The organism is Pseudomonas sp. 5P_5.1_Bac1 (assembly GCF_025466015.1).
Classification (GTDB): domain Bacteria; phylum Pseudomonadota; class Gammaproteobacteria; order Pseudomonadales; family Pseudomonadaceae; genus Aquipseudomonas.
On sequence record NZ_JANLNX010000044.1, the window covers coordinates 18,998 to 40,289 of the forward strand.

Genomic DNA, 21,292 nt, shown 5'->3' on the forward strand with positions numbered 1-21,292 from the left:
AGCCGGTCCTGCCCCGTGCCTGAACCGCCAGAGGTAACCCGCCATGAACATGGACCTGCTCCACGACATCACCTTCTACATCATGTACGGCGCTGCCGCCCTCGCCGCCTTCGTGGTCGTGGAACGCGGCATTTTCTTCGCCCACAACCTGCGCCGCGCCCGCGCCCTGGAAGCGGCCCTGCACCAGAAGGTGCGCCACTTCGACGAACTGCCCGCCGAACTGCGCCAGCGCGACAGCCTGCCGTTGCAGTTGCTGCGTCAGCTCTTCGACGGCCGCGTCGGCCTGCATTCGCACAATGAGCTGGAAGACCTCGGCCAGGCGATCTACATCGCCATGCGCGGCAAGCTCAACCATGGCCTGTGGATCCTCGAAGCGGTGGTCGCCGGCGCACCGTTGCTGGGCTTGCTCGGCACCATTCTCGGCATCATCGACACCTTCAAGGCGCTGGCCGAAGCCGGTGTTTCCGACCCGGGCGAAGTCTCTCGCGGCATCGGTACTGCGCTGTACGCCACCGCCCTGGGGATTGCCATCGCGCTGGTCGGCCTGGTGTTCAACAGCCACCTTCAAGACCGCCTCGAACTGATCAACGACAACCTGAAGATGCTCCTGCTGCGCGCCGGCATGGGCACCGCCTTCAGCACCCGGCCCGTTACCGCGCCGGCTGCCTCCAGCCTGCAACCTGCCTGACCGGCCGAGGATCGTCATGCCGCATCCACGTCTTGCCTTACGTCCCCTGCCGCTGCTGCTGGCGGCCCTGCTGCTGGCCAGCGGCTGCCAACCGGCGAAGCCGCCGGTCAACGTCACTATCGCCGCCCTCAACGATTTCCACGGCAACCTGCAACCGAGCCCGTTCCAGAACGGCGAGGTCAAGCTCAAGGCCGGCGGCATCGGTCCGCTCAGCGGTGCGTTGGGCGAGTTGCGCAAGCAGGATCCGCAACTGCTGCTGGTGGGCGTGGGCGACATGGTCGGCGGCAGCCCGCCGATCTCCTCGATGTGGGCCGACGAGCCCAGCCTGAAAGCGCTGAACCTGCTGGACCTGAAATTCTCCGTGGTCGGCAACCATGAGCTGGACCACGGCAAGGCCGAGTTGCTGCGGCAAATCAACGGCGGCTGCCAGTCCGACCGCGCCGCCCAGGCGTGCCAGTTCGACAAGGACTTCAAAGGCGCGGGCTTCCCCTACCTCTCCGCCAACCTGATGGACCGCCAGACCGGCAAGGCGCTGTTCCCGGCCTACCGCATCGAACAGGCCCACGGGGCGAAGATCGCCTTCGTCGGCGCCACCCTCAGGAACGTCGATGCCTACGTCAGCGCCAACAGCATGAAAGGCCTGTACACCATCGATGAAGCCGAGGCGATCAACGCCCTGCTGCCGGAGTTGACCGCGCAAAAGGTCGATGCCGTCGTCGCGGTGATCCACCAGGGCGGCGCCACCCCGGAGCGCTTCGACCAGCAGGAATGCAGCCAGTTGAGCGGCGACGTGGTGGACGTAGCCAAGCGGCTCGACCCGACGATCAAAGTGGTGCTCACCGCCCACACCCACGAAGGCTACCTGTGCCGTGTCGGCGACAAGCTGGTGACCCAGGGCGCCTCCTTCGGCCGCCTGCTGACCCACCTGACCCTGACCGTGGATACCGACAAGCACCAGTTGCTCGACGTCAAAGCCAACAACCTGGTGGTGGACGCCCAGCGCTACCACGCCAGCTCCGAAATCGCTCCGTTGCTGGCGGAAATCGAAACCCGCAGCCAGGCGCAACTGAGCAGACCGGTGGCCCGCCTGGGCGCCCGCGAAGTGCTGCGTGCCACCAACGAGGCCGGCGAATCGGCCATGGGCGACCTGATCGCCGACGCGCACCTGGCCGCCACCCGCGCCCTCGGTGCCCAGGTCGCGTTGATGAACCAGGGCGGCATGCGCATGGATATCAGCCTGGAGGACGGCCAGGAGCAGGTGAATTACGGCCAGGTCGCCACCGTGCAGCCGTTCAACAACAGCCTGATCCTGCTCACCCTGACCGGCGCGCAACTGCGGCAACTGCTGGAGCAGCAATGGCAGGACGGCAGCATGGGTTTCTATCCGCTGCAACCTTCGGCCTCGCTGACCTACCGCTGGGACGACCGCCAGCCGAAGGGCCAGCGCGTGCTCGCAGGCAGCCTGCTGGTCGACGGCCAGCCGGTGCAGCCGGAGCAGCCCTACCGCATCGTCATGAACAGCTTCCTCGCCGAGGGCGGCGACAACTTCAGCGTGCTCAAACAGGCCAGTGACCGCCTCGACACCGGGATCAACGACCTCGACGCGATGATCAGCTACCTGCAGGAACGTGATCGCGCGGGCCAGCCCGGCGGCCTCGCCGAGGCGCAGCAGCGCATCCAGAAAGCCACAGCGCAGGTGGCCAGCAATGCGCAGTGAAGACTGGCAAACGCTGCAGGATCGCCTGTTGCCGGAGGCTATCGCCGCCGCCGACAGCGCCTGGTGCCCGCACTCGGAGTTCCCCGTGGGCGCCGCGTTGCTGACCGCCGACGGCAAGGTGATTCGCGGCTGCAACGTGGAGAACGTGTCCTATGGACTGACCAACTGCGCCGAGCGCAGCGCGCTGTTCAGCGCCATCAGCCAGGGCCTGGCACCGGGCAGTTTCAAGGCGCTGCTGGTGTACGCGCCCAAGGTGCCGGTGATTTCGCCTTGCGGTGCCTGTCGCCAGGTGATGGTGGAACTGCTGGCGCAGGACTGCCCGGTGATCTGCGTCGGCCACGACAGCGCGGCAACGCGCCACTGGACCGCCGGGCAATTGCTGCCCGGCGCCTTCATCGAGTTTTGACCAGACCCGCCAGACCGACCGCAGACGTCGGCGGCGCTTACTTGAATCCTCCGGGGAAATGATCGATGGGCTTCATCGGTATCGTGGTGTTGTTGCTGTTGGCGGTGGCGCTGTCCAGTAACCGCAAGGCCATCCGTTTGCGCACCGTCGGCGCGGCGTTCGCCGTGCAGGCCGGGCTGGGCGCATTCGCCCTGTACGTGCCCTGGGGCCAAAGCACCCTGGGCGGTATCTCCGAGTCGGTGAGTTCGCTGCAGGGCTACGCCGATCAGGGCATCAGCTTCATCTTCGGCGGCTTGAGCAGCAGCAAGATGTTCGACGTCTTCGGCACTGGCGGCTTCGTCTTCGCCATCCGCGTGCTGCCGCTGATCGTGTTCTTCAGCAGCTTCATCGCCGTGCTGTATTACCTGGGCGTGATGGACCTGGTGATCCGGGTGATCGGCGGCGGCCTGCACCGCGTGCTGGGCACCAGCCGCACCGAGTCGATGGCCGCCACGGCGAACATCTTCGTCGGCCAGACCGAGGCGCCCATGGTGATCCGCCCCTTCATCCGGCGCCTGACCCGCTCCGAGCTGTTCGCGGTCATGGCCGGCGGCATGGCCTCGGTGGCCGGTTCGATGCTGATCGGCTATGCCAGCCTGGGCGTCGAACTGAAATACCTGATTGCCGCAAGCTTCATGGCCGCTCCGGGTGGATTGCTGATGGCCAAGCTGATGGAACCGGAAACCGAAACCCCGCAGCAGCGCCCGGACGACGTGCCCCAGGACCACGGCGACAAACCGGCCAACGTTATCGACGCCGCCGCCCTCGGCGCCTCGTCCGGCCTGCAGCTCGCGCTGAACGTCGGCGCCATGCTGCTCGCCTTCATCGCCCTGATCGCCCTGTTCAACGGCATCCTCAGTTGGAGCGGCAACTGGTTCGGGGTCCCGGAACTGAGCATGCAACTGATCCTCGGCTACCTGCTGGCGCCCCTGGCCTTCGTCCTGGGCGTGCCCTGGAGCGAAGCCATCACCGCCGGCGGCCTGATCGGCGAAAAGCTGGTGCTCAACGAGTTCGTGGCCTACGTCGACTTCGCCGCCCACCTCGACCCGGCGCAAGCCGCCGCCAAGGGCGTGGCGGTGCTGTCCACGCAGACCCAGGTGATCATCACCTTTGCCCTGTGCGGCTTCGCCAACCTCGCCTCCATCGGCATCCAACTGGGCAGCCTGGGTGTGATGGCCCCCGAGCGACGCCCGGACATCGCCCGTCTGGGCCTCAAGGCGGTGGTGGCCGGCACCCTGTCCAACCTGATGAGCGCGGCACTCGCCGGGCTCTTCCTGGCCATCTGAACCGAATCCAATGAATGCGTGTGAACTGACATGACCGAACTCGATGCAAAGCACTCGCGCACGCTGATTGCGCTGATGGACCTCACCTCCTTGAACGACGATGACAGCGACGCGCACATCGTCGAGTTGTGCCACAAAGCCACAACCCCGGCCGGCCACGTGGCCGCGGTCTGCGTGTACCCGCGCTTCGTTGCCCTGGCACGCAAGACCCTCGATGAACTCGGCGCGCAGACCGTGGCGGTGGCCACCGTGGTCAACTTCCCCGCCGGCAGCGCACCCGTTGACGAAGTGCTCGAACAGACCCGCCAGGCCCTGGCCGACGGCGCCGATGAAATCGATATGGTCTACCCCTGGCGCGCGCTGCTGGCCGGCGATGCCGACAGCGGCTTCGCCCTGGTCCGCGCCTGCAAGGCGCTGTGCGCAGACCGCGCAGTGCTCAAGGTGATTCTGGAGACCGGCGAGCTGGCGTCCCCGGCGCTGATCCGCCAGGCCAGCCTGGATGCCATCGATGCCGGCGCCGACTTCATCAAGACCAGCACCGGCAAAGTGAAGGTCAATGCCAGCGTCGAGGCGGCGCGGATCATGCTCGAATGCATCGCCACGAGCGGCACCCACGTTGGCCTGAAACCGGCGGGCGGCATCAGGACGCTGGCCGATGCGCGGGTCTATCTGCAACTGGCCGAACAGATCAATGGCCCGCACTGGATCTCGCCGCGGCATCTGCGCCTGGGCGCTTCCAGCCTGCTCGACGACCTGCTGCGCCACCTCGGCACGGACACGGCCAGCCCGACGCGAGGAGCGTACTGATGGCCTGGCTCCCACAGGAAGTGATCCGCCGCAAACGCGACGGCAAGGTGCTCGACGATGCGGATATCCGCCGCTTCGTCAGCGGCATCACCGATTTCAGCATCAGCGAAGGCCAGGCGGCCGCCTTTGCCATGGCCGTATTGCTCAAGGGACTCAACGTCGAGGAGCGCATTGCCCTGGCCTCGGCGATGCGTGACTCCGGCCGGGTGCTGAGCTGGAACCTGCCCGGGCCGGTGGTGGACAAGCACTCCACCGGCGGCATCGGCGACCTGGTCAGCCTGCCGCTCGCGCCACTGCTGGCGGCTTGCGGCTGCTACGTGCCGATGATCTCCGGGCGCGGCCTCGGTCACACCGGCGGCACCCTCGACAAGCTCGACAGCATCCCCGGCTACGACAGCCAGCCGGATATGGCGAAGCTGCGCGAGGTGGTGGCCGGGGTCGGCTGCGCCATCATCGGCCAGACCAACGACCTGGCGCCGGCGGACAAGCGCCTGTACGCCATCCGCGATGTCACCGGCACGGTGGAGTCGATCGACCTGATCATCACCTCGATCCTGAGCAAGAAACTGGCAGCGGGCCTTGATGTGCTGCTGATCGACGTGAAGATGGGCAATGGTGCATTCATGGCCCTGCCCGGCGATGCCACGGCACTGGCCGAAAGCATCGTCGCCGTGGCCAATGGCGCAGGGGTCCGCACCCGGGCGCTGATCACCGACATGAGCCAGCCCCTGGCCCGCTCGGCGGGCAATGCCCTGGAAGTCGAGGAAGCCATCGCCCTGCTGCGCGGTGAAGTGCGTAGCCCGCGCCTGTGGGAGGTGACCCTGGCCCTGGCGGAACAGACCCTGCTCTGCGCCGGGCTCGCCAGCAGCCTCGAACTGGCCCGCGAGCAACTGCTTGCCGCCTGGCACAGCGGTGCGGCACTGCAGCGTTTCCAGCGCATGGTCGAGGCCCTTGGCGGCCCCGCCGACCTGACCGAGCGCCCCGACGCGCACCTGCCGGCCGCACCGGTGGTGATCCCGGTGCCGGCACCGCAAGCGGGCATCGTGCACAGCATCGACACCCGCGCCATCGGTCTGGCGGTGGTCAACCTCGGCGGCGGTCGACGCAACCCGCAAGACCCGATCGACCCCGCCGTGGGGCTCACCCGCCTGTGTTTCCCCGGCGAAGCGGTCGGCCCCAACCAGCCTCTGGCACGGGTGCACGCCCGCGACCTGGCCCAGGCCGAGCAGGCCGCCGCTGCGGTGCAGGCGGCCTACCGCATTGCCGGCGTGCCCTTCGAGGCGCCCGCGCTGATTTCCCGCCTGTGCCTGGAGCCGCAATGAAGCGCGCCCTGCTGCTGGTCCTCGACTCCCTGGGTATCGGCGCCAGCGCCGACGCCGAGCGCTTCGGCGATGCCGGCGCCAACACCCTGCTGCATATCGCCGAGGCCTGTGCCCGCGGCGAGGCCGATGATCGCGGACGCCAGGGGCCACTGCACCTGCCGAACCTGGCGCGACTCGGCCTGGGTCATGCCACGGCCCTCAGTGGCGGCGTCTTCCCGCCGGGCCTGCGCGCCGACGGTCCGGTCGAGGGCGCGTGGGGTTACGCCAGGGAATTGTCCAGCGGCAAGGACACACCGTCCGGCCACTGGGAAATTGCCGGCGTGCCGGTGCTGTTCGACTGGGGTTATTTCCCCGCGCCGGAACACAGCTTTCCACCCGAACTGCTGAACGCACTGATTACCCGCGGCGAGCTGCCCGGCACCCTCGGCAACTGCCACGCCTCGGGCACCGCGATCATCGAACGGCTCGGCGACGCGCACGTTCGCAGCGGCCAGCCGATTCTCTACACCTCAGCCGACAGCGTACTGCAGATCGCCGCCCACGAAACCCGTTTCGGCCTGGAGCGGCTGTACGCCCTGTGCGAACTGGCCCGCGAACTGTGCAACCCCTACGGCATCGGCCGGGTCATCGCCCGGCCGTTCCTCGGCGACAGCGCCGCGCATTACCGGCGCACCGGCAACCGCCGCGACTATGCGGTGCCACCGCCGGCGCCGACCCTGCTCGAGCGCCTGTGCGCCAGCGGCGGCCAGGTGTTCGCCGTTGGCAAGATCGGCGACATCTTCGCCCACCAGGGCATCAGCCGGCAGTACAAGGGCGACGGCAACGCCGCGCTGTTCGATGCCACGTTGCAGGCCCTGGCCGATGCACCGGACAACACCCTGGTGTTCAGCAACTTCGTCGACTTCGACATGCTCTACGGCCACCGCCGCGATACTGCCGGCTACGCCGCGGCCCTCGAAGCCTTCGACCAGCGCCTGCCTGAACTGCTGGCGCAGATGGGCCCGCAGGATCTGCTGATCCTTGCCGCCGACCACGGCTGCGACCCCAGCGCGCCGGGCAGCGACCACACCCGCGAACACATCCCGGTGCTCGCCTGGGGCAACGGCGTCAGCGCCGGCAGCCTTGGCGAGCGGGATACCTTCGCCGATATCGGCCAGACCCTGGCCGCCTTTTTCGGCATGCCGCCCTGCACCCACGGGCGCTCGTTCCTCTCGACACATTTCACCTCACCCTCACCCCGCGGCCAGTGCGCCGCGCCACGGAGTACCTGCAAATGAATGCACGCCAATCCCTGCGTAACGGCCTGATGCTGGTCGCCGGCTTGTGGGCCGGCCAGGTCCTGGCCTGGGGCCAACAGGGCACGGCCCTGGTCGGCGAACTGACCCAGCGCCAGCTCACCCCCGAGGCGAAGGCCGAGGCCGGGCGCCTGCTGGGCCTGATCAAGCAGACCGACTTCGCCGTGGTGGCCAACTGGGCCGGCAACCTGGACCAGAACCCACAGACCAAAGAGCTGTGGCAGCAAACCAAAAACCAGCGGCTGGTGATCTACAAGGCTGACGATTGCACCTTCCAGCTCCCGCGCGACTGCCCGGACGGCATCTGCAGCGTCGCCGCCATCGAACGGAATCGCGCCGCCCTGGCCGATCCCAAGGCGCCCAACCAGACGCGCCTGATGGCCCTGCTGTTCCTGATCCACCACACCAGCGATGCCAGCTCGCCGCTGAACAACAGCTTCAAGGACGACAAGGGCGGCTACGACTTCCCGGTCAAGGCCGGCGGCAAGACCTACAACCTGCGCCAGGTGTGGGATGACTTCCTGCTCGGCTCGGCCAAGCTGGACGTGAAGACCTACGCCGACAAGCTACAGAAAGACCTTCCCGCAGCCGACTCGGACAACCCCGCGCAGTGGTCGCAACAGGCCTGCCAGATCGTTCGCGACGGCGGCATCTACCCGCAAAAGGCCGAGAAGAAACGCAAGTTGCCCACCCATCGCGCCCAGGGCGATGACGACAGCGGCGATATCGACTACGCCGCCAAGAACATCGAATACAACCGCTCCGGCAAGGACTACAGCCGTGGCGACAAGCTGATGAACGAAAAACCGCGTGACGGCGCGGGCGACGGCATCGACGGCAAGTACATGAGCACCTTCGTGCCGGTTGCCGAGAAACAGGTGCAGCTAGCCTCCGCCCGCCTTGCCCGACTGCTCAACGCCGCGTTGGTCGCCGGTCGTCCCGCGTCCTGAATCCCCTTTTGGCCGGGGTGGTCTTGCCGGCCATTTTTTTCTTCGCTTAACGTGAGTAGCCATGAACTCTCCAAGCCTGCGTTTCCTGCCGTTACTGCTTGCCCTCGGCCTCGCCGGTTGCGCCGCTACGCCCCCCTCCGGTAAGGGCGAACAGCGTGTGTCACTGATGACCTGGAACGTCGAAAACCTGTTCGACACCGTCCACGACGAGGGCAAGGAAGATTTCGCCTACCTGCCGCGCAGCGTGAAGCAGGCACATCCCGATTACCTGGCGACCTGCGCCAGAATCACCGTGGCGGCCTGGCGCGACGAGTGCGAGAACAACGACTGGACCGATGCCCGGCTGGACGAAAAACTCACCCGCCTGGCGGGCGTCATTGGCCAGATCGGCAACGGGCGCGGTCCCGATATCCTGCTGCTGGAAGAAGTGGAAAACCTGAACGTGGTGGACATGCTCAACGCCCGCCTCGGCACGTCCGACTACCAGACCCGCGTGTTGCTGGAAGGCTGGGACGAGCGTGGTATCGACACCGCCGTGCTGAGCCGCCTGCCGCAGTGGGATCGACCGATCCTGCACAAGGTCCCCTACCGCAACGAGAACGGCGACAGCTCCGATAAAACCGGCAAGACCCGCGGCATTCTCGAAGTACGCCTGCTCCTGCCGGACGGCCAGAAAGCCTCGGTGTTCGCCGTGCACCTGCCCTCCGGCGGCGGCCCCGGCTATCTTCGGCGCCAGGCGGTGGACTACCTGGCCGAGCTCAAGCGTCAGTTGCCTGCGGATGTGCTGCCGATCGTCGGTGGCGACTTCAACATCAACGCCGGCGAAGAGCGCCAGCACCGCTACATCGCCGACCGCCTCACCAGCACCTGGAGCGTGTCGCACCTGATCGGCTGCAACGACTGCAAGGGCAGCTATTACTACCACCGCAACCGCGAGTGGTCGTTCTTCGACATGCTGCTGTTCCCGCAGCAAATGACCACCACCGGTTTCAACGGCTGGAAGGTCGATCCCGCCAGCATCCGCCTGCCTCATCAGAGCCGCTATCAAGTGAACAAATGGGGCTCGCCGGCGCGCTTCGAGGGCGGCAAATACCCCGAGGGCGTCTCCGATCACTGGCCGATGTACGCGGAGATCCATCGCTGACAGAATTGTCCGACAAGACTGTGGCTCCAGCGACCCTGGCACGCGTCCCACGTCAACGAAATCACCCGGTGTTTGTAGTAGCGTTGCCGCCACAAGTGGCAACGCCAAGGAACGGAATGACAAACCACAAGATCAACATCCGGCGCAAAAACGTCGAGAAAATCCTCTTGGCTGCCGAACAGGTCTTCGCCGAACAGGGCCACGCGGGCACCTCCATGTCCGACATCGCCAAGCGCGCCGACCTGCCCCGCTCGAACCTGCATTACTACTTCACCACCAAGGACGACCTGTACCGCGAAGTGCTGGTCAACCTGCTCAAGGTATGGGAGCGCGAAGGCGCCTGCTTCGTGCACTTCGACGACCCGCGCGTGGTGCTGACCAGCTACGTGCGCGAAAAGATGACCCACTCGCGCATCCGCCCCCATGGCTCGAAACTCTGGGCCAACGAGATCATGCACGGCGCCCCGCTGTTCCGTGACATCCTCGACGAACACCTGTTCGCCGGCGCCAAGTTCAAGGAGAACAAGATTCGCCAGTGGGTAGAGGAAAAACGTATCCGCGACGTTGAACCGTTCGCGTTGCTCTACATGATCTGGGCCTCGACCCAGCACTACGCCGACTTCGACTACCAGGTCAGGGCGCTCAACGATCACCAGCCGCTGAGCGACGAACAGTTCGAGCGGGCCGTGCAGACCGTGACGGCGGTGGTGTTGCGGGGGATCGGACTGGAGCCCTGAGACCGCTGTCGGCCTTTCGGGCGTTATCGCTTCGCTGTGGCGTCCCGAGAAGCCAGCGCCCCAAGCCATCTAAAAAAAAGATATACACTGCCAGGCACCAACAAAACTCATAAAAGCCTCCCCGCCATGATGACCCTGCGCCAGATCCGTCATTTCATCGCCGTCGCCGAAACCGGGTCGATTTCCGCCGCCGCCCAGGCGGTGTTCATTTCCCAGTCCACCCTGACCCTGGCGATCCAGCAACTGGAAGAGGAAATCGGCGTCAGCCTGTTCAGCCGTCACGCCAAGGGCATGACCCTGACCCACCAAGGCCATCAGTTCCTGCGCCAGGCGCACCTGATCCTCGCCACGGTGGATAACGCCAAGCGCAGCCTGCAACAGAGCACCGACCAGGTCGCCGGGCAATTGACCATCGGCGTGACCAGCCTGGTCGCCGGTTATTACCTCGCCGACCTGCTGACCCGCTTCCAGCGCGCCTACCCCAACGTCGAAATCCGCGTGACCGAAGACGAACGGCCGTATATCGAGCACCTGCTGGTGGCCGGCGAAATCGACGTCGGCGTGCTTATCCTGTCCAACCTCGAAGACCGCCTGGCCCTGCAGACCGAGGTCCTCACCCACTCGCCGCACCGTCTCTGGCTGCCGGCCCAGCACCCGCTGCTGGAGCGCGACAGCATCAGCCTCGCCGATGTCGCGGACGAGCCGCTGATCCAGCTCAATGTCGATGAAATGGAGCAGAACGCCCGGCGCATGTGGGCCGGCGCCGGCCTGCAGGCACGCATCAGCCTGCGCACGGCGTCCACCGAGGCGGTGCGCAGCCTGGTGGCGGCGGGCCTCGGCGTGTCGATCCAGCCGGACATGACCTACCGCCCCTGGTCGCTGGAAGGCGACATCATCGAGGCGCGGCCGCTGGCCGATCTCAACCAGACCCTCGATATCGGCCTGGCCTGGCGCCGGGGTACGGCGCGGCCGGCGCTGGTGGACCCGTTCCTGACCGTAGCCCGCGAACCGGGCAGCGCCCGCAAGCCATCTATTTAATCGAACGCCCCCTTCAATATTTAGAATTTGTCGACCTGCGCACACCGCTCTAGGCTCTGTAAGAAATATCGCCCACCCCTGGCGAGCGAATAATTAAAACAACAGAGAACTCGAAGAATGTCCGGTGCGCACTCGACCCCGCTGTCCACAGCCTTGTTGATCGATGGCGAACTGGTTGCCGGCGCGGGCCTGGCCGAGCCAATCTTCAACCCGGCCAACGGCGAAGTGCTGACGCAGATCGCCGAGGCCAGTACCGAACAGGTCGAGGCGGCGATCCAGGTCGCCCACCGCGCCTTTGCCACCTGGTCGCGGACCACGCCGCAACAGCGTTCGAACATTCTCCTGGCCATCGCCGATGCCATGCAGCGGCAGGCCGATCACCTGGCCCGCCTCGAAGCCCTCAACTGTGGCAAGCCGCTGCACCTGGCGCGCCAGGACGACCTGCCGGCCGCCATCGACGTGTTCCGCTTTTTCGCCGGCGCCGTGCGCTGCCAGACCGGGCAACTGGCCGGTGAATACCTGCCCGGCTACACCAGCATGGTCCGCCGCGATCCGCTGGGCGTGGTGGCGTCCATCGCGCCGTGGAACTACCCGATCATGATGGCCGCGTGGAAGATCGCCCCGGCCCTCGCCGCCGGCAACACCCTGGTGTTCAAACCGTCCGAGCACACCCCGCTGTCGATCCTGGCCCTCGCGCCGACCCTCGCCGAGCTGCTGCCGCCCGGCGTGCTGAATATCGTTTGCGGCGGCGGCGAAGGGGTTGGCAGCCATCTGGTCAGCCACGCCAAGGTGCGCATGGTCTCGCTCACCGGCGATATCGTCACCGGGCAGAAAATCCTCCAGGCCGCGGCCAAGACCCTCAAACGCACCCACCTGGAACTGGGCGGCAAGGCCCCGGTGATCGTCTGCAACGACGCCGACCTCAAGGCCGTGGTCGAGGGCGTGCGCAGCTACGGCTATTACAACGCCGGCCAGGACTGCACCGCCGCCTGCCGCATCTACGCCCAGGCCGGCATTCACGACCAACTGGTGGCCGAACTCGGCGCGGCGGTCAGCAGCCTGCGCTTCGCCGGCAAGCGTGACGCCGACAACGAGATCGGCCCGCTGATCAGCATCCGCCAACGCGACCGCGTGGCCAGCTTCGTCGAGCGCGCCCTGAGCCAGCCGCATATCGAACGGGTCACCGGCGCCGCCGTGCATTCAGGCCCTGGCTACTATTACCAGCCGACCCTGCTGGCCGGCTGCAAGCAGAGCGACGAGATCGTCCAGCGCGAAGTGTTCGGCCCGGTGGTCACCGTGACCCGCTTCGACGAGCTGTCACAGGCGGTGGACTGGGCCAACGACTCCGAATACGGCCTCGCCTCCTCGGTCTGGACCCGCGACCTGGACAAGGCGATGCAGGTCGCCGCGCGCTTGCAGTACGGCTGCACCTGGATCAACAGCCATTTCATGCTGGTCAGCGAAATGCCCCACGGCGGCCTGAAACGCTCCGGCTATGGAAAAGACCTGTCCAGTGATTCGCTGCAGGACTACAGCGTGGTCAGACACATCATGGCCCGCCACGGCGAACACCTGAGCTGAATACCGATACGCACTACGCTAACAAGACCGTTGTACCGCTTTCACTTACTGCCCCGACCATAATTTGAAAAAGAGGGAACACCATGTTCGTGCACAAGACCGCATTGCTCAGCGCCCTGAGCACCGCCCTGCTGGCCAGCGCCAGCCTGCAGGCCGCCGAACCGCTGAAGGCTGTGGGTGCCGGCGAAGGCCAACTGGATATCGTCGCCTGGCCCGGCTATATCGAGCGCGGTGAAAGCGACAAGAACTACGACTGGGTCACCGGTTTCGAGAAGGAAACCGGCTGCAAGGTCAGCGTGAAAACCGCCGCGACCTCCGACGAAATGGTCAGCCTGATGGCCAAGGGCGGCTACGACCTGGTCACCGCGTCGGGCGACGCCTCGCTGCGGCTGATCGTCGGCAAGCGCGTGCAGCCGATCAATACCGCACTGATCCCGAACTGGAAAAACATTGACCCGCGTCTGCAAGACGGCGCGTGGTACGTGGTCAACAAGCAGGTGTACGGCACGCCTTACCAGTGGGGCCCGAACGTGCTGATGTACAACACCCAGGTCTTCCCGCAGGCACCGACCAGTTGGAGCGTGGTGTTCGAACCGCAGAACCTGCCGGACGGCAAGCCGAACAAAGGCCGCGTGCAGGCCTATGACGGCCCGATCTACATCGCCGACGCGGCGCTGTACCTGAAATCGACCAAGCCGGAACTGGGCATCCAGAACCCGTATGAACTGACCGAAGTCCAATACAAGGCGGTGCTCGATCTGCTGCGCCAGCAACAGCCGCTGATCCACCGCTACTGGCATGACGCGACCGTGCAGATGAGCGACGTGAAAAACGAAGGCGTGGCCGCGTCCAGCTCGTGGGGCTACATGGTCAACGGCCTGAAAGCCGACAACCAGCCTGTGGCCTCGACCATTCCGAAAGAAGGCGCCACCGGCTGGGCCGACACCACCATGCTGCACGCCGAGGCCAAGCACCCGAACTGCGCCTACAAGTGGATGGACTGGTCGCTGCAACCGAAGGTGCAGGGTGACGTTGCCGCCTGGTTCGGTTCGTCGCCGGCGGTGCCAGCGGCCTGCACCGGCAGCGAACTGCTGGGCGCCGAAGGCTGCAAGACCAACGGCTTCGACCAGTTCGACAAGATCGCCTTCTGGAAAACCCCGCAGGCTGAAGGCGGCAAGTTCGTGCCGTATAGCCGCTGGACCCAGGATTACATTGCGATCATGGGCGGGCGGTAAGCGACCGACCTCATCGCGAGCAAGCTCGCTCCTACATCCCACAGGTAGGAGCGAGCTCGCTCGCGATGCCCCCCCAAAAAAATCTCCACATCAGTTCAGTCGTCCAGGCCTGGGCCGCTGCACACCCCCATGCCTATCCGGAGCACCGCACCATGACCCTTGCAGTCCAGTTCACCCAGGTTTCCCGTTTGTTCGGCGAGGTGAAAGCCGTCGACCGGGTGTCCATCGATATCCAGGACGGCGAGTTCTTTTCCATGCTCGGCCCTTCCGGCTCGGGCAAAACCACCTGCCTGCGCCTGATCGCCGGCTTCGAACAACCGAGCCACGGCTCGATCCGCATCCACGGCGCCGAGGCCGCCGGCCTGCCGCCCTACCAGCGCGACGTCAACACGGTGTTCCAGGACTACGCGCTGTTCCCGCACATGAGCGTGCTGGACAACGTCGCCTACGGCCTCAAGGTCAAGGGCATCGGCAAACAGGAACGGCACGCCCGCGCCGAAGAAGCCCTGGGCATGGTCGCCCTCGGCGGCTACGGCGGGCGCAAGCCGGTGCAATTGTCCGGTGGCCAGCGCCAGCGCGTGGCCCTGGCTCGCGCCCTGGTCAACCGCCCGCGCGTGCTGCTGCTCGACGAGCCGCTGGGCGCCCTCGACCTGAAGCTGCGCGAACAGATGCAATCCGAGCTGAAAAAGCTCCAGCGCCAGCTCGGCATCACCTTCATCTTCGTCACCCATGACCAGACCGAAGCGCTGTCGATGTCCGACCGCGTCGCCGTGTTCAACCGCGGTCGCATCGAGCAGGTGGACACCCCGCGCAACCTGTACATGAAGCCCGCGACCACCTTCGTCGCCGAGTTCGTCGGCACGTCCAACGTGGTCCGTGGTGAGCTGGCCAGCCAGTTGAGCGGCAGCGTCCAGCCGTTCTCGATCCGCCCCGAGCACATCCGCCTCGGCGATGCCGCGGCCAGCGACCAGGTGCAGATCAGCGGCGTGCTGCACGACATCCAGTACCAAGGCAGCGCCACCCGCTACGAACTGAAACTGGACAACGGTCAGTTGCTCAACGTCAGCCAGGCCAACAACCAGTGGCAGACCGAGGCCGCCCAGTTGCAGCCGGGCCAGCGCCTGGCCGCGCACTGGGCGCGGGAAGCCATGACGCCACTGGCCGAAACCGTGCTGAGCGAGGGTCGCTGAAATGAGCCTGGCCCTGGAAAAACCGGCGCTGACTGCGGCGGGATCGCCGATGCGGCGTTTCTCGACCCTGCTGTACCGCAAACCCAACCTGTACCTGGCGCTGCTGCTGATCCCGCCACTGATCTGGTTCGGCGCGATCTACCTCGGCTCACTGCTGAGCCTGTTGTGGCAGGGGTTCTACACCTTCGACGACTTCACCATGGCGGTGACGCCGGACCTGACCCTGGCCAACTTCGCCGCGCTGTTCAACCCGGCGAACTTCGACATCATCCTGCGCACCCTGGGCATGGCCGTCGCGGTGTCCATCGGCAGCGCGGCACTGGCCTTCCCGATCGCCTACTACATGGCGCGCTACACCACGGGCAAGACCAAGGCGTTCTTCTACATCGCGGTGATGATGCCGATGTGGGCCAGCTACATCGTCAAGGCCTACGCCTGGACCCTGCTGCTGGCCAAGGGCGGCGTGGCGCAGTGGTTCGTGCAGGCGCTCAATCTGGAGCCGGTGCTGCAATTCATCCTCGGCATCCCGGGCGTGGGCGGCAGCACGCTGTCGACCTCGCACCTGGGGCGCTTCATGGTGTTCGTCTACATTTGGCTGCCATTCATGATCCTGCCGATCCAGGCCTCGCTGGAACGCCTGCCGCCGTCGCTGCTGCAAGCCTCGGCGGACCTCGGCGCCACCCCACGGCAAACCCTGATGCAGGTGATCCTGCCGCTGTCGGTGCCGGGCATCGCTGCCGGCTCGATCTTCACCTTCTCGCTGACCCTCGGCGACTTCATCGTCCCGCAACTGGTGGGTCCGCCCGGCTACTTCATCGGCAGCATGGTCTACGCCCAGCAGGGCGCGATCGGCAACATGCCGATGGCCGCGGCGTTCACCCTGGTGCCGATCGTGCTGATCGCCATCTACCTGTCCATCGTCAAACGCCTGGGGGCCTTCGATGCACTCTGAAAAAGCTTCGCTGGGCCTGCGCCTGGCGGCCTGGGGCGGGCTGGTGTTCCTGCACTTCCCGATCCTGATCATCTTCCTCTACGCCTTCAACACCGAAGACTCGGCGTTCAGCTTCCCACCCCAGGGCCTGACCCTGAAGTGGTTCAGCGTGGCCTTCTCGCGGCCTGACGTGCTCGAGTCGATCAAGCTGTCGCTGCAAGTCGCCTGCCTGGCCACGCTGATCGCCCTGGTGCTCGGCACCCTGGCCTCGGCGGCGCTGTACCGGCGCAGCTTTTTCGGCAAGGAAGGCATCTCGCTGATGCTGATCCTGCCGATCGCCCTGCCCGGCATCATCACCGGTATCGCCCTGCTGTCGGCGTTCAAGAGCCTGGGCATCGAGCCGGGGATCTTCACCATCGTCGTCGGCCACGCGACCTTCTGCGTGGTGATCGTCTACAACAACGTCATCGCCCGCCTGCGCCGTACCTCGCAAAGCCTGATCGAGGCCTCGATGGACCTCGGCGCCGACGGCTGGCAGACCTTCCGCTACATCATCCTGCCGAACCTCGGCTCGGCGCTGCTGGCGGGGGGCATGCTGGCGTTCGCCCTGTCGTTCGACGAAATCATCGTGACTACCTTCACCGCCGGGCACGAACGCACCCTGCCGATCTGGCTGCTCAACCAGCTCAGCCGGCCGCGCGACGTCCCCGTGACCAACGTGGTCGCCATGCTGGTGATGATGGTGACCATGCTGCCGATCCTTGGCGCCTACTACCTGACCCGCGGCGGCGAAAGCGTCGCTGGCAGCGGCAAATAACCCTGACTGCCTGACGAGGACTGAATCATGCAAACCAAGCTGCTGATCAACGGCCAACTGGTGGCCGGCGAAGGACCGGGCCACGACGTGCTCAACCCGTCGCGGGGCACCACCCTGGTGACCATCAACGAGGCCACCTCGGCCCAGGTCGATGCCGCCGTGCGCGCCGCCGACCACGCCTTCGACGCCTGGTCGCAGACCGTGCCCAAGGACCGTTCGCTGCTGCTGCTGAAACTGGCCGACGCCATCGAAGCCAACGGCGAGGAACTGGCGAAACTGGAATCGGACAACTGCGGCAAGCCCTACAGCGCCGCGCTGAACGACGAGATTCCGGCCATCGCCGACGTGTTCCGCTTCTTCGCCGGCGCCAGCCGCTGCCTCAACGGCTCGGCGGCGGGCGAGTACCTGCCGGGCCACACCTCGATGATCCGCCGCGACCCGGTCGGAGTGATCGCCTCCATCGCGCCGTGGAACTACCCGCTGATGATGGTCGCCTGGAAGATCGCCCCGGCCCTGGCCGCCGGCAACACCGTGGTGCTCAAGCCGTCCGAGCAGACCCCGCTGACCGCCCTGCGCCTGGCGCAGATCGCCGCCGAGATCTTCCCGGCGGGTGTGCTCAATATCGTCTTCGGCAAGGGCCCGAGCGTCGGTGCGCCACTGGTCACCCACCCGAAGGTGCGCATGGTTTCGCTGACCGGCTCCATCGCCACCGGCGCCAACATCATTTCCAGCACCGCCGACAGCGTGAAGCGCATGCACATGGAACTGGGCGGCAAGGCCCCGGTGATCATCTTCGACGACGCCGATATCGACGCCGCCGTCGAAGGCATCCGCACTTTCGGCTTCTACAACGCCGGGCAGGATTGCACCGCGGCGTGCCGCATCTACGCGCAGAGCGGCATCTACGAGCAGTTCGTGGAAAAACTCGGCAAGGCGGTTTCCAGCATCAAGTACGGCCTGCAGGACGACCCGGACACCGAGCTTGGCCCGCTGATCACCGCGCAGCACCGCGACCGCGTGGCGGGCTTCGTCGAACGTGCCGTCGCCCAGCCGCATATCCGCCTGGTCACGGGCGGCAAGGCGGTGCCCGGCGACGGTTTCTTCTTCGAGCCGACGGTGCTGGCCGATGCCCAGCAAGACGACGAGATCGTGCGTCGCGAGGTGTTCGGTCCGGTGGTCTCGGTCACCCGCTTCGACGACGAAGCCCAGGTGCTGGCGTGGGCCAACGATTCCGACTACGGCCTGGCCTCGTCGCTGTGGACCAACGACACCGGCCGCGCCCACCGCGTATCGGCGCGTCTGCAATACGGCTGCACCTGGGTCAACACGCACTTCATGCTGGTCAGCGAAATGCCTCACGGCGGCCAGAAACTCTCCGGCTACGGCAAGGACATGTCCATGTACGGCCTGGAAGACTACACGTGCATCAGACACGTGATGTTCAAGCACTGATCGACAGGAACCTTGCATGCAAATCACACGACGCGACTTTCTCAACGGCGTCGCCATCGGCATCGCGGCGGGGATGACCCCGCTGCAGATCCTCCAGGCCGCACCGGACGGACGCTACTATCCGCCGACGCTGACCGGCCTGCGCGGCAGCCACGCGGGCGCCTTTGAAGTGGCGCACCAGATGGGTTGGGAAAAAAAGACGTTCGACACCGACACCCTGCCCATCGCCGAACAGTACGACCTGGTAGTGGTCGGCGGCGGCCTCAGCGGCCTGTCGGCGGCCTGGTTCTATCGCCAGCGTCACCCGCAAGCGCGGATTCTGGTGCTGGAGAACCACGACGACTTTGGCGGCCACGCCAAGCGCAACGAATTCAGCGCCGGCGGCCAGATGATCATCGGCTATGGCGGCAGCGAAGCCTTCCAGTCGCCGAACCACCTTTACAGCAAGGAAGTGAACGGCCTGCTCAAGGCGCTGGGCGTGGACATCAAGCGCTTCGAAACCGCCTTCGACCGCAACTTCTACCCGGACCTGAAGCTGTCTCGCGGGGTGTTCTTCGACAAGGAGACTTTCGGGGAAGACAAGCTGGTGACCGGCGACCCGACGCCGATGGTGGCCGACGACATCGCCCCCGAGCGCCTCAATGCCCGCTCGATCCGCGATTTCATCAACGACTTCCCGCTGCCGGAAGCCGACCGCAAGGCACTGATCGACCTGCACGAAGCACCGCGGGACTACCTGGCCGGCAAGAGCAAGGACGAAAAAACCGCGCACCTGGAACGCACCAGTTACCGCGACTTCCTGCTCAAGGACGTGGGCCTGTCGCCGACGGCGGTGGCCTATTTCCAGGGCCGCACCAATGACTTCATGGCCCTGAGTATCGATGCCGTGGCCGCCGCCGACGCCTACAACGTCGGCTTCCCGGGCTTCGCCGCCATGCAACTCGACCCCATCAGCGAAGAAGCCCGGGCGGAGATGGAAGAGCCGTACATCTATCACTTCCCCGACGGCAACGCCTCGGTCGCCCGGCTGCTGGTGCGCAGCCTGATTCCGCAGGTGGCGCCGGGCAAGGACATGGAAGACATCGTCCTGGCGAAATTCGACTACGGCCAACTGGACCAGGCCGCGCACCCGGTGCGCATCCGCCTGAACAGCACGGCGGTGAGCGTGCGCAACGTCGATGGCGGGGTGAACATCGGCTACAGCCGTGGCGGGCAACTGACACAGGTGCGCGGCAAACACTGCGTGCTGGCCTGCTACAACATGATGATCCCGTACCTGCTGCGCGACCTGCCGGCCGAACAGGCCAACGCGCTGAGCCAGAACGTCAAGTTCCCGCTGGTGTACACCAAGGTCGTGGTGCGTAACTGGCAGGCGTTCCAGAAGCTTGGCGTGCACGAAATCTACGCCGCGACCCAGCCTTACAGCCGGATCAAGCTGGACTATCCGGTGAGCATGGGCGGCTACGAGCACCCGCGAGACCCGTCGAAGCCGATCGGCTTGCACTTGGTCTACGTCCCGACCACGCCTAACGCCGGCATGAACGCCCGCGACCAGGCGCGGACCGGGCGGGCAAAACTTTACGCACAAAGTTTCGATCAGCTTGAGGCACAGTTGCGGGAGCAGCTACAGCGGATGCTCGGCCCCGGTGGCTTTGATCACCAGAAAGATATTCTGGCGATCACCGTCAACCGCTGGTCCCACGGCTATGCGTGCTTCACCAACAGCCTGTACGACGACGCCGGACAGACTGAAAAGTGGATGGAACAAGCGAAGAAACCGCTGGGCAACGTCACCATCGCCAACTCGGATGCGGCGTGGAGCGCTTACGCGCATGCGGCGATTGATGAGGCGTGGCGGGCAGTTGGGGAGTTGGGTTGAACCGTGGTTTGACGCAGAACCTGTAGGAGCGGCTGTTAGCCGCGAAGGGCCGCCCAGCGGCCCCAAACCCATCCAGCACAGGGTGGCTGTCTTATTCAAAGAAGCCGGCTACAACACCCTCCACCCTCTCCTACGCCCGGAAGATTGAGCAAAATCGGCTGGTATCATAGTTTGATACCATGAATAATCATCAACCCAGCACCTTGAAGTTGATCTTCAGCAAACCGCTACCCAAGAGCCTTGAATGGTCCCGTATCGAGTCACTGCTCAACAGTGTCGGAGCTGCGGTGATCGAAGGCAGTGGCTCCAGGGTTCGTTTTGATCTCAATGGAGTGATCGCGACTTTCATCGCCCTCACCCCGACAAACATGCCAAGCCCTACCAGGTTCGCGATGCGCGCCTGTTTCTGGAGCAGGCAGGAGTGACCCCATGAACGTAATGACCTACAAGGGATATTCCGCTCGAATCGAGTACAGCGATGAAGACCAACTGCTGGTCGGTCATGTAGCAGGTATTCGCGATGTGATTGGCTTCCATGGCGAATCCGTCTCGGAGTTGCGCACTGCTTTCGAGGAGGCGGTGGATGATTATCTGCAAACCTGCGCCCGGTTGGGGCGCGAGCCGCAGAAAACCTATTCCGGAAAACTGAGCCTGCGCCTTGAACCGGAACTACATGCCAGCGTGGCCGCTAAAGCCGAGCTGGAACAAAAAAGCATCAATCAATGGGTCAATGACGTGCTGAATCAAGCAGCCCACGCCTGAAAGCGGGCAGATCGTG

19 protein-coding genes and 1 pseudogene are annotated in these 21,292 nt (G+C 65.4%); all 20 read left to right on the forward strand.

The genetic code is table 11. The annotated features are described in order from the left end of the window. Positions 1–43 precede the first annotated feature (43 nt). The 20 genes and pseudogenes from NTD82_RS08845 to NTD82_RS08940 all read left to right on the forward strand — a co-directional run bounded on the left by NTD82_RS08845 (position 44) and on the right by NTD82_RS08940 (position 21,276). Positions 44–688 (forward strand): MotA/TolQ/ExbB proton channel family protein, encoded by a 645-nt coding sequence (locus NTD82_RS08845; RefSeq protein WP_095154159.1) that lies wholly within the window; start codon positions 44–46, stop codon positions 686–688. A gap of 16 nt (positions 689–704) precedes the next feature. Continuing rightward, positions 705–2,405, forward strand: a complete 1,701-nt coding sequence (locus tag NTD82_RS08850; protein WP_262128484.1) for a bifunctional metallophosphatase/5'-nucleotidase — start codon at positions 705–707, stop codon at positions 2,403–2,405. Next, on the forward strand, positions 2,395–2,811 hold the full coding sequence (locus tag NTD82_RS08855) for a cytidine deaminase (RefSeq protein ID WP_095154161.1): 417 nt from the start codon (positions 2,395–2,397) through the stop codon (positions 2,809–2,811). The genes NTD82_RS08850 and NTD82_RS08855 overlap by 11 nt, the downstream gene beginning before the upstream one ends. A gap of 65 nt (positions 2,812–2,876) precedes the next feature. Continuing rightward, complete coding sequence (locus NTD82_RS08860; protein ID WP_262128485.1) at positions 2,877–4,136, forward strand: NupC/NupG family nucleoside CNT transporter; 1,260 nt, start codon at positions 2,877–2,879, stop codon at positions 4,134–4,136. 30 nt (positions 4,137–4,166) lie between these two features. Further along, positions 4,167–4,943, forward strand: a complete 777-nt coding sequence (deoC, locus tag NTD82_RS08865) for a deoxyribose-phosphate aldolase (RefSeq protein ID WP_262128486.1) — start codon at positions 4,167–4,169, stop codon at positions 4,941–4,943. Next, positions 4,943–6,265, forward strand: coding sequence for a thymidine phosphorylase (deoA, locus tag NTD82_RS08870; RefSeq protein WP_095154164.1), 1,323 nt, complete (start codon positions 4,943–4,945; stop codon positions 6,263–6,265). The genes deoC and deoA overlap by 1 nt, the downstream gene beginning before the upstream one ends. Further along, positions 6,262–7,542: a phosphopentomutase gene (locus NTD82_RS08875; protein ID WP_262128487.1), complete on the forward strand. Its 1,281-nt coding sequence runs from the start codon at positions 6,262–6,264 to the stop codon at positions 7,540–7,542. Before deoA ends, NTD82_RS08875 begins: the two co-directional genes overlap by 4 nt. Then, positions 7,539–8,510 carry a S1/P1 nuclease gene (locus tag NTD82_RS08880; protein WP_262128488.1) on the forward strand — a complete coding sequence of 324 codons (972 nt, stop codon included), beginning with the start codon at positions 7,539–7,541 and terminating at the stop codon, positions 8,508–8,510. The genes NTD82_RS08875 and NTD82_RS08880 overlap by 4 nt, the downstream gene beginning before the upstream one ends. A gap of 61 nt (positions 8,511–8,571) precedes the next feature. After that, positions 8,572–9,654: an endonuclease/exonuclease/phosphatase family protein gene (locus NTD82_RS08885; RefSeq protein WP_262128489.1), complete on the forward strand. Its 1,083-nt coding sequence runs from the start codon at positions 8,572–8,574 to the stop codon at positions 9,652–9,654. Between the two features lie 116 nt (positions 9,655–9,770). Further along, on the forward strand, positions 9,771–10,391 hold the full coding sequence (locus NTD82_RS08890; protein WP_095154168.1) for a TetR/AcrR family transcriptional regulator: 621 nt from the start codon (positions 9,771–9,773) through the stop codon (positions 10,389–10,391). 126 nt (positions 10,392–10,517) lie between these two features. After that, a complete protein-coding gene (locus NTD82_RS08895) occupies positions 10,518–11,429 on the forward strand; it encodes a LysR family transcriptional regulator (protein ID WP_262128490.1) in 912 nt (303 codons plus the stop codon). 117 nt (positions 11,430–11,546) lie between these two features. Then, positions 11,547–13,010, forward strand: a complete 1,464-nt coding sequence (locus tag NTD82_RS08900) for a gamma-aminobutyraldehyde dehydrogenase (RefSeq protein ID WP_262128491.1) — start codon at positions 11,547–11,549, stop codon at positions 13,008–13,010. Between the two features lie 83 nt (positions 13,011–13,093). After that, positions 13,094–14,245: a putative ABC transporter substrate-binding protein YdcS gene (gene ydcS, locus NTD82_RS08905; protein ID WP_262128492.1), complete on the forward strand. Its 1,152-nt coding sequence runs from the start codon at positions 13,094–13,096 to the stop codon at positions 14,243–14,245. Positions 14,246–14,397: 152 nt separating this feature from the next. Then, a complete protein-coding gene (locus NTD82_RS08910) occupies positions 14,398–15,435 on the forward strand; it encodes an ABC transporter ATP-binding protein (protein WP_262128493.1) in 1,038 nt (345 codons plus the stop codon). Between the two features lies 1 nt (position 15,436). Beyond that, positions 15,437–16,387 (forward strand): ABC transporter permease, encoded by a 951-nt coding sequence (locus NTD82_RS08915; protein WP_095154173.1) that lies wholly within the window; start codon positions 15,437–15,439, stop codon positions 16,385–16,387. After that, complete coding sequence (locus tag NTD82_RS08920) at positions 16,377–17,183, forward strand: ABC transporter permease (RefSeq protein ID WP_262128494.1); 807 nt, start codon at positions 16,377–16,379, stop codon at positions 17,181–17,183. Before NTD82_RS08915 ends, NTD82_RS08920 begins: the two co-directional genes overlap by 11 nt. Positions 17,184–17,210: 27 nt before the next feature. Continuing rightward, positions 17,211–18,635, forward strand: coding sequence for a gamma-aminobutyraldehyde dehydrogenase (locus NTD82_RS08925; protein ID WP_262128496.1), 1,425 nt, complete (start codon positions 17,211–17,213; stop codon positions 18,633–18,635). Between the two features lie 16 nt (positions 18,636–18,651). Further along, the gene (locus tag NTD82_RS08930; RefSeq protein WP_262128497.1) at positions 18,652–20,514 is read left to right on the forward strand and encodes an NAD(P)/FAD-dependent oxidoreductase; all 1,863 of its coding nucleotides are present in this window, start codon (positions 18,652–18,654) and stop codon (positions 20,512–20,514) included. Between the two features lie 179 nt (positions 20,515–20,693). Then, positions 20,694–20,947, forward strand: a pseudogene (locus NTD82_RS08935) (type II toxin-antitoxin system HicA family toxin). After that, the gene (locus NTD82_RS08940; RefSeq protein WP_095154178.1) at positions 20,944–21,276 is read left to right on the forward strand and encodes a type II toxin-antitoxin system HicB family antitoxin; all 333 of its coding nucleotides are present in this window, start codon (positions 20,944–20,946) and stop codon (positions 21,274–21,276) included. Before NTD82_RS08935 ends, NTD82_RS08940 begins: the two are co-directional and overlap by 4 nt. The last annotated feature ends 16 nt before the right edge of the window (positions 21,277–21,292 follow it).

Excerpts from the sequence above, each read along its gene's own strand:
- NTD82_RS08845 (WP_095154159.1), top strand. The coding sequence starts at position 44 with ATGAACATGGACCTGCTCCACGACATCACCTTCTACATCATGTACGGC.
- NTD82_RS08850 (WP_262128484.1), top strand. The coding sequence starts at position 705 with ATGCCGCATCCACGTCTTGCCTTACGTCCCCTGCCGCTGCTGCTGGCG.
- NTD82_RS08855 (WP_095154161.1), top strand. The coding sequence starts at position 2,395 with ATGCGCAGTGAAGACTGGCAAACGCTGCAGGATCGCCTGTTGCCGGAG.
- NTD82_RS08860 (WP_262128485.1), top strand. The coding sequence starts at position 2,877 with ATGGGCTTCATCGGTATCGTGGTGTTGTTGCTGTTGGCGGTGGCGCTG.
- deoC (WP_262128486.1), top strand. The coding sequence starts at position 4,167 with ATGACCGAACTCGATGCAAAGCACTCGCGCACGCTGATTGCGCTGATG.
- deoA (WP_095154164.1), top strand. The coding sequence starts at position 4,943 with ATGGCCTGGCTCCCACAGGAAGTGATCCGCCGCAAACGCGACGGCAAG.
- NTD82_RS08875 (WP_262128487.1), top strand. The coding sequence starts at position 6,262 with ATGAAGCGCGCCCTGCTGCTGGTCCTCGACTCCCTGGGTATCGGCGCC.
- NTD82_RS08880 (WP_262128488.1), top strand. The coding sequence starts at position 7,539 with ATGAATGCACGCCAATCCCTGCGTAACGGCCTGATGCTGGTCGCCGGC.
- NTD82_RS08885 (WP_262128489.1), top strand. The coding sequence starts at position 8,572 with ATGAACTCTCCAAGCCTGCGTTTCCTGCCGTTACTGCTTGCCCTCGGC.
- NTD82_RS08890 (WP_095154168.1), top strand. The coding sequence starts at position 9,771 with ATGACAAACCACAAGATCAACATCCGGCGCAAAAACGTCGAGAAAATC.
- NTD82_RS08895 (WP_262128490.1), top strand. The coding sequence starts at position 10,518 with ATGATGACCCTGCGCCAGATCCGTCATTTCATCGCCGTCGCCGAAACC.
- NTD82_RS08900 (WP_262128491.1), top strand. The coding sequence starts at position 11,547 with ATGTCCGGTGCGCACTCGACCCCGCTGTCCACAGCCTTGTTGATCGAT.
- ydcS (WP_262128492.1), top strand. The coding sequence starts at position 13,094 with ATGTTCGTGCACAAGACCGCATTGCTCAGCGCCCTGAGCACCGCCCTG.
- NTD82_RS08910 (WP_262128493.1), top strand. The coding sequence starts at position 14,398 with ATGACCCTTGCAGTCCAGTTCACCCAGGTTTCCCGTTTGTTCGGCGAG.
- NTD82_RS08915 (WP_095154173.1), top strand. The coding sequence starts at position 15,437 with ATGAGCCTGGCCCTGGAAAAACCGGCGCTGACTGCGGCGGGATCGCCG.
- NTD82_RS08920 (WP_262128494.1), top strand. The coding sequence starts at position 16,377 with ATGCACTCTGAAAAAGCTTCGCTGGGCCTGCGCCTGGCGGCCTGGGGC.
- NTD82_RS08925 (WP_262128496.1), top strand. The coding sequence starts at position 17,211 with ATGCAAACCAAGCTGCTGATCAACGGCCAACTGGTGGCCGGCGAAGGA.
- NTD82_RS08930 (WP_262128497.1), top strand. The coding sequence starts at position 18,652 with ATGCAAATCACACGACGCGACTTTCTCAACGGCGTCGCCATCGGCATC.
- NTD82_RS08940 (WP_095154178.1), top strand. The coding sequence starts at position 20,944 with ATGAACGTAATGACCTACAAGGGATATTCCGCTCGAATCGAGTACAGC.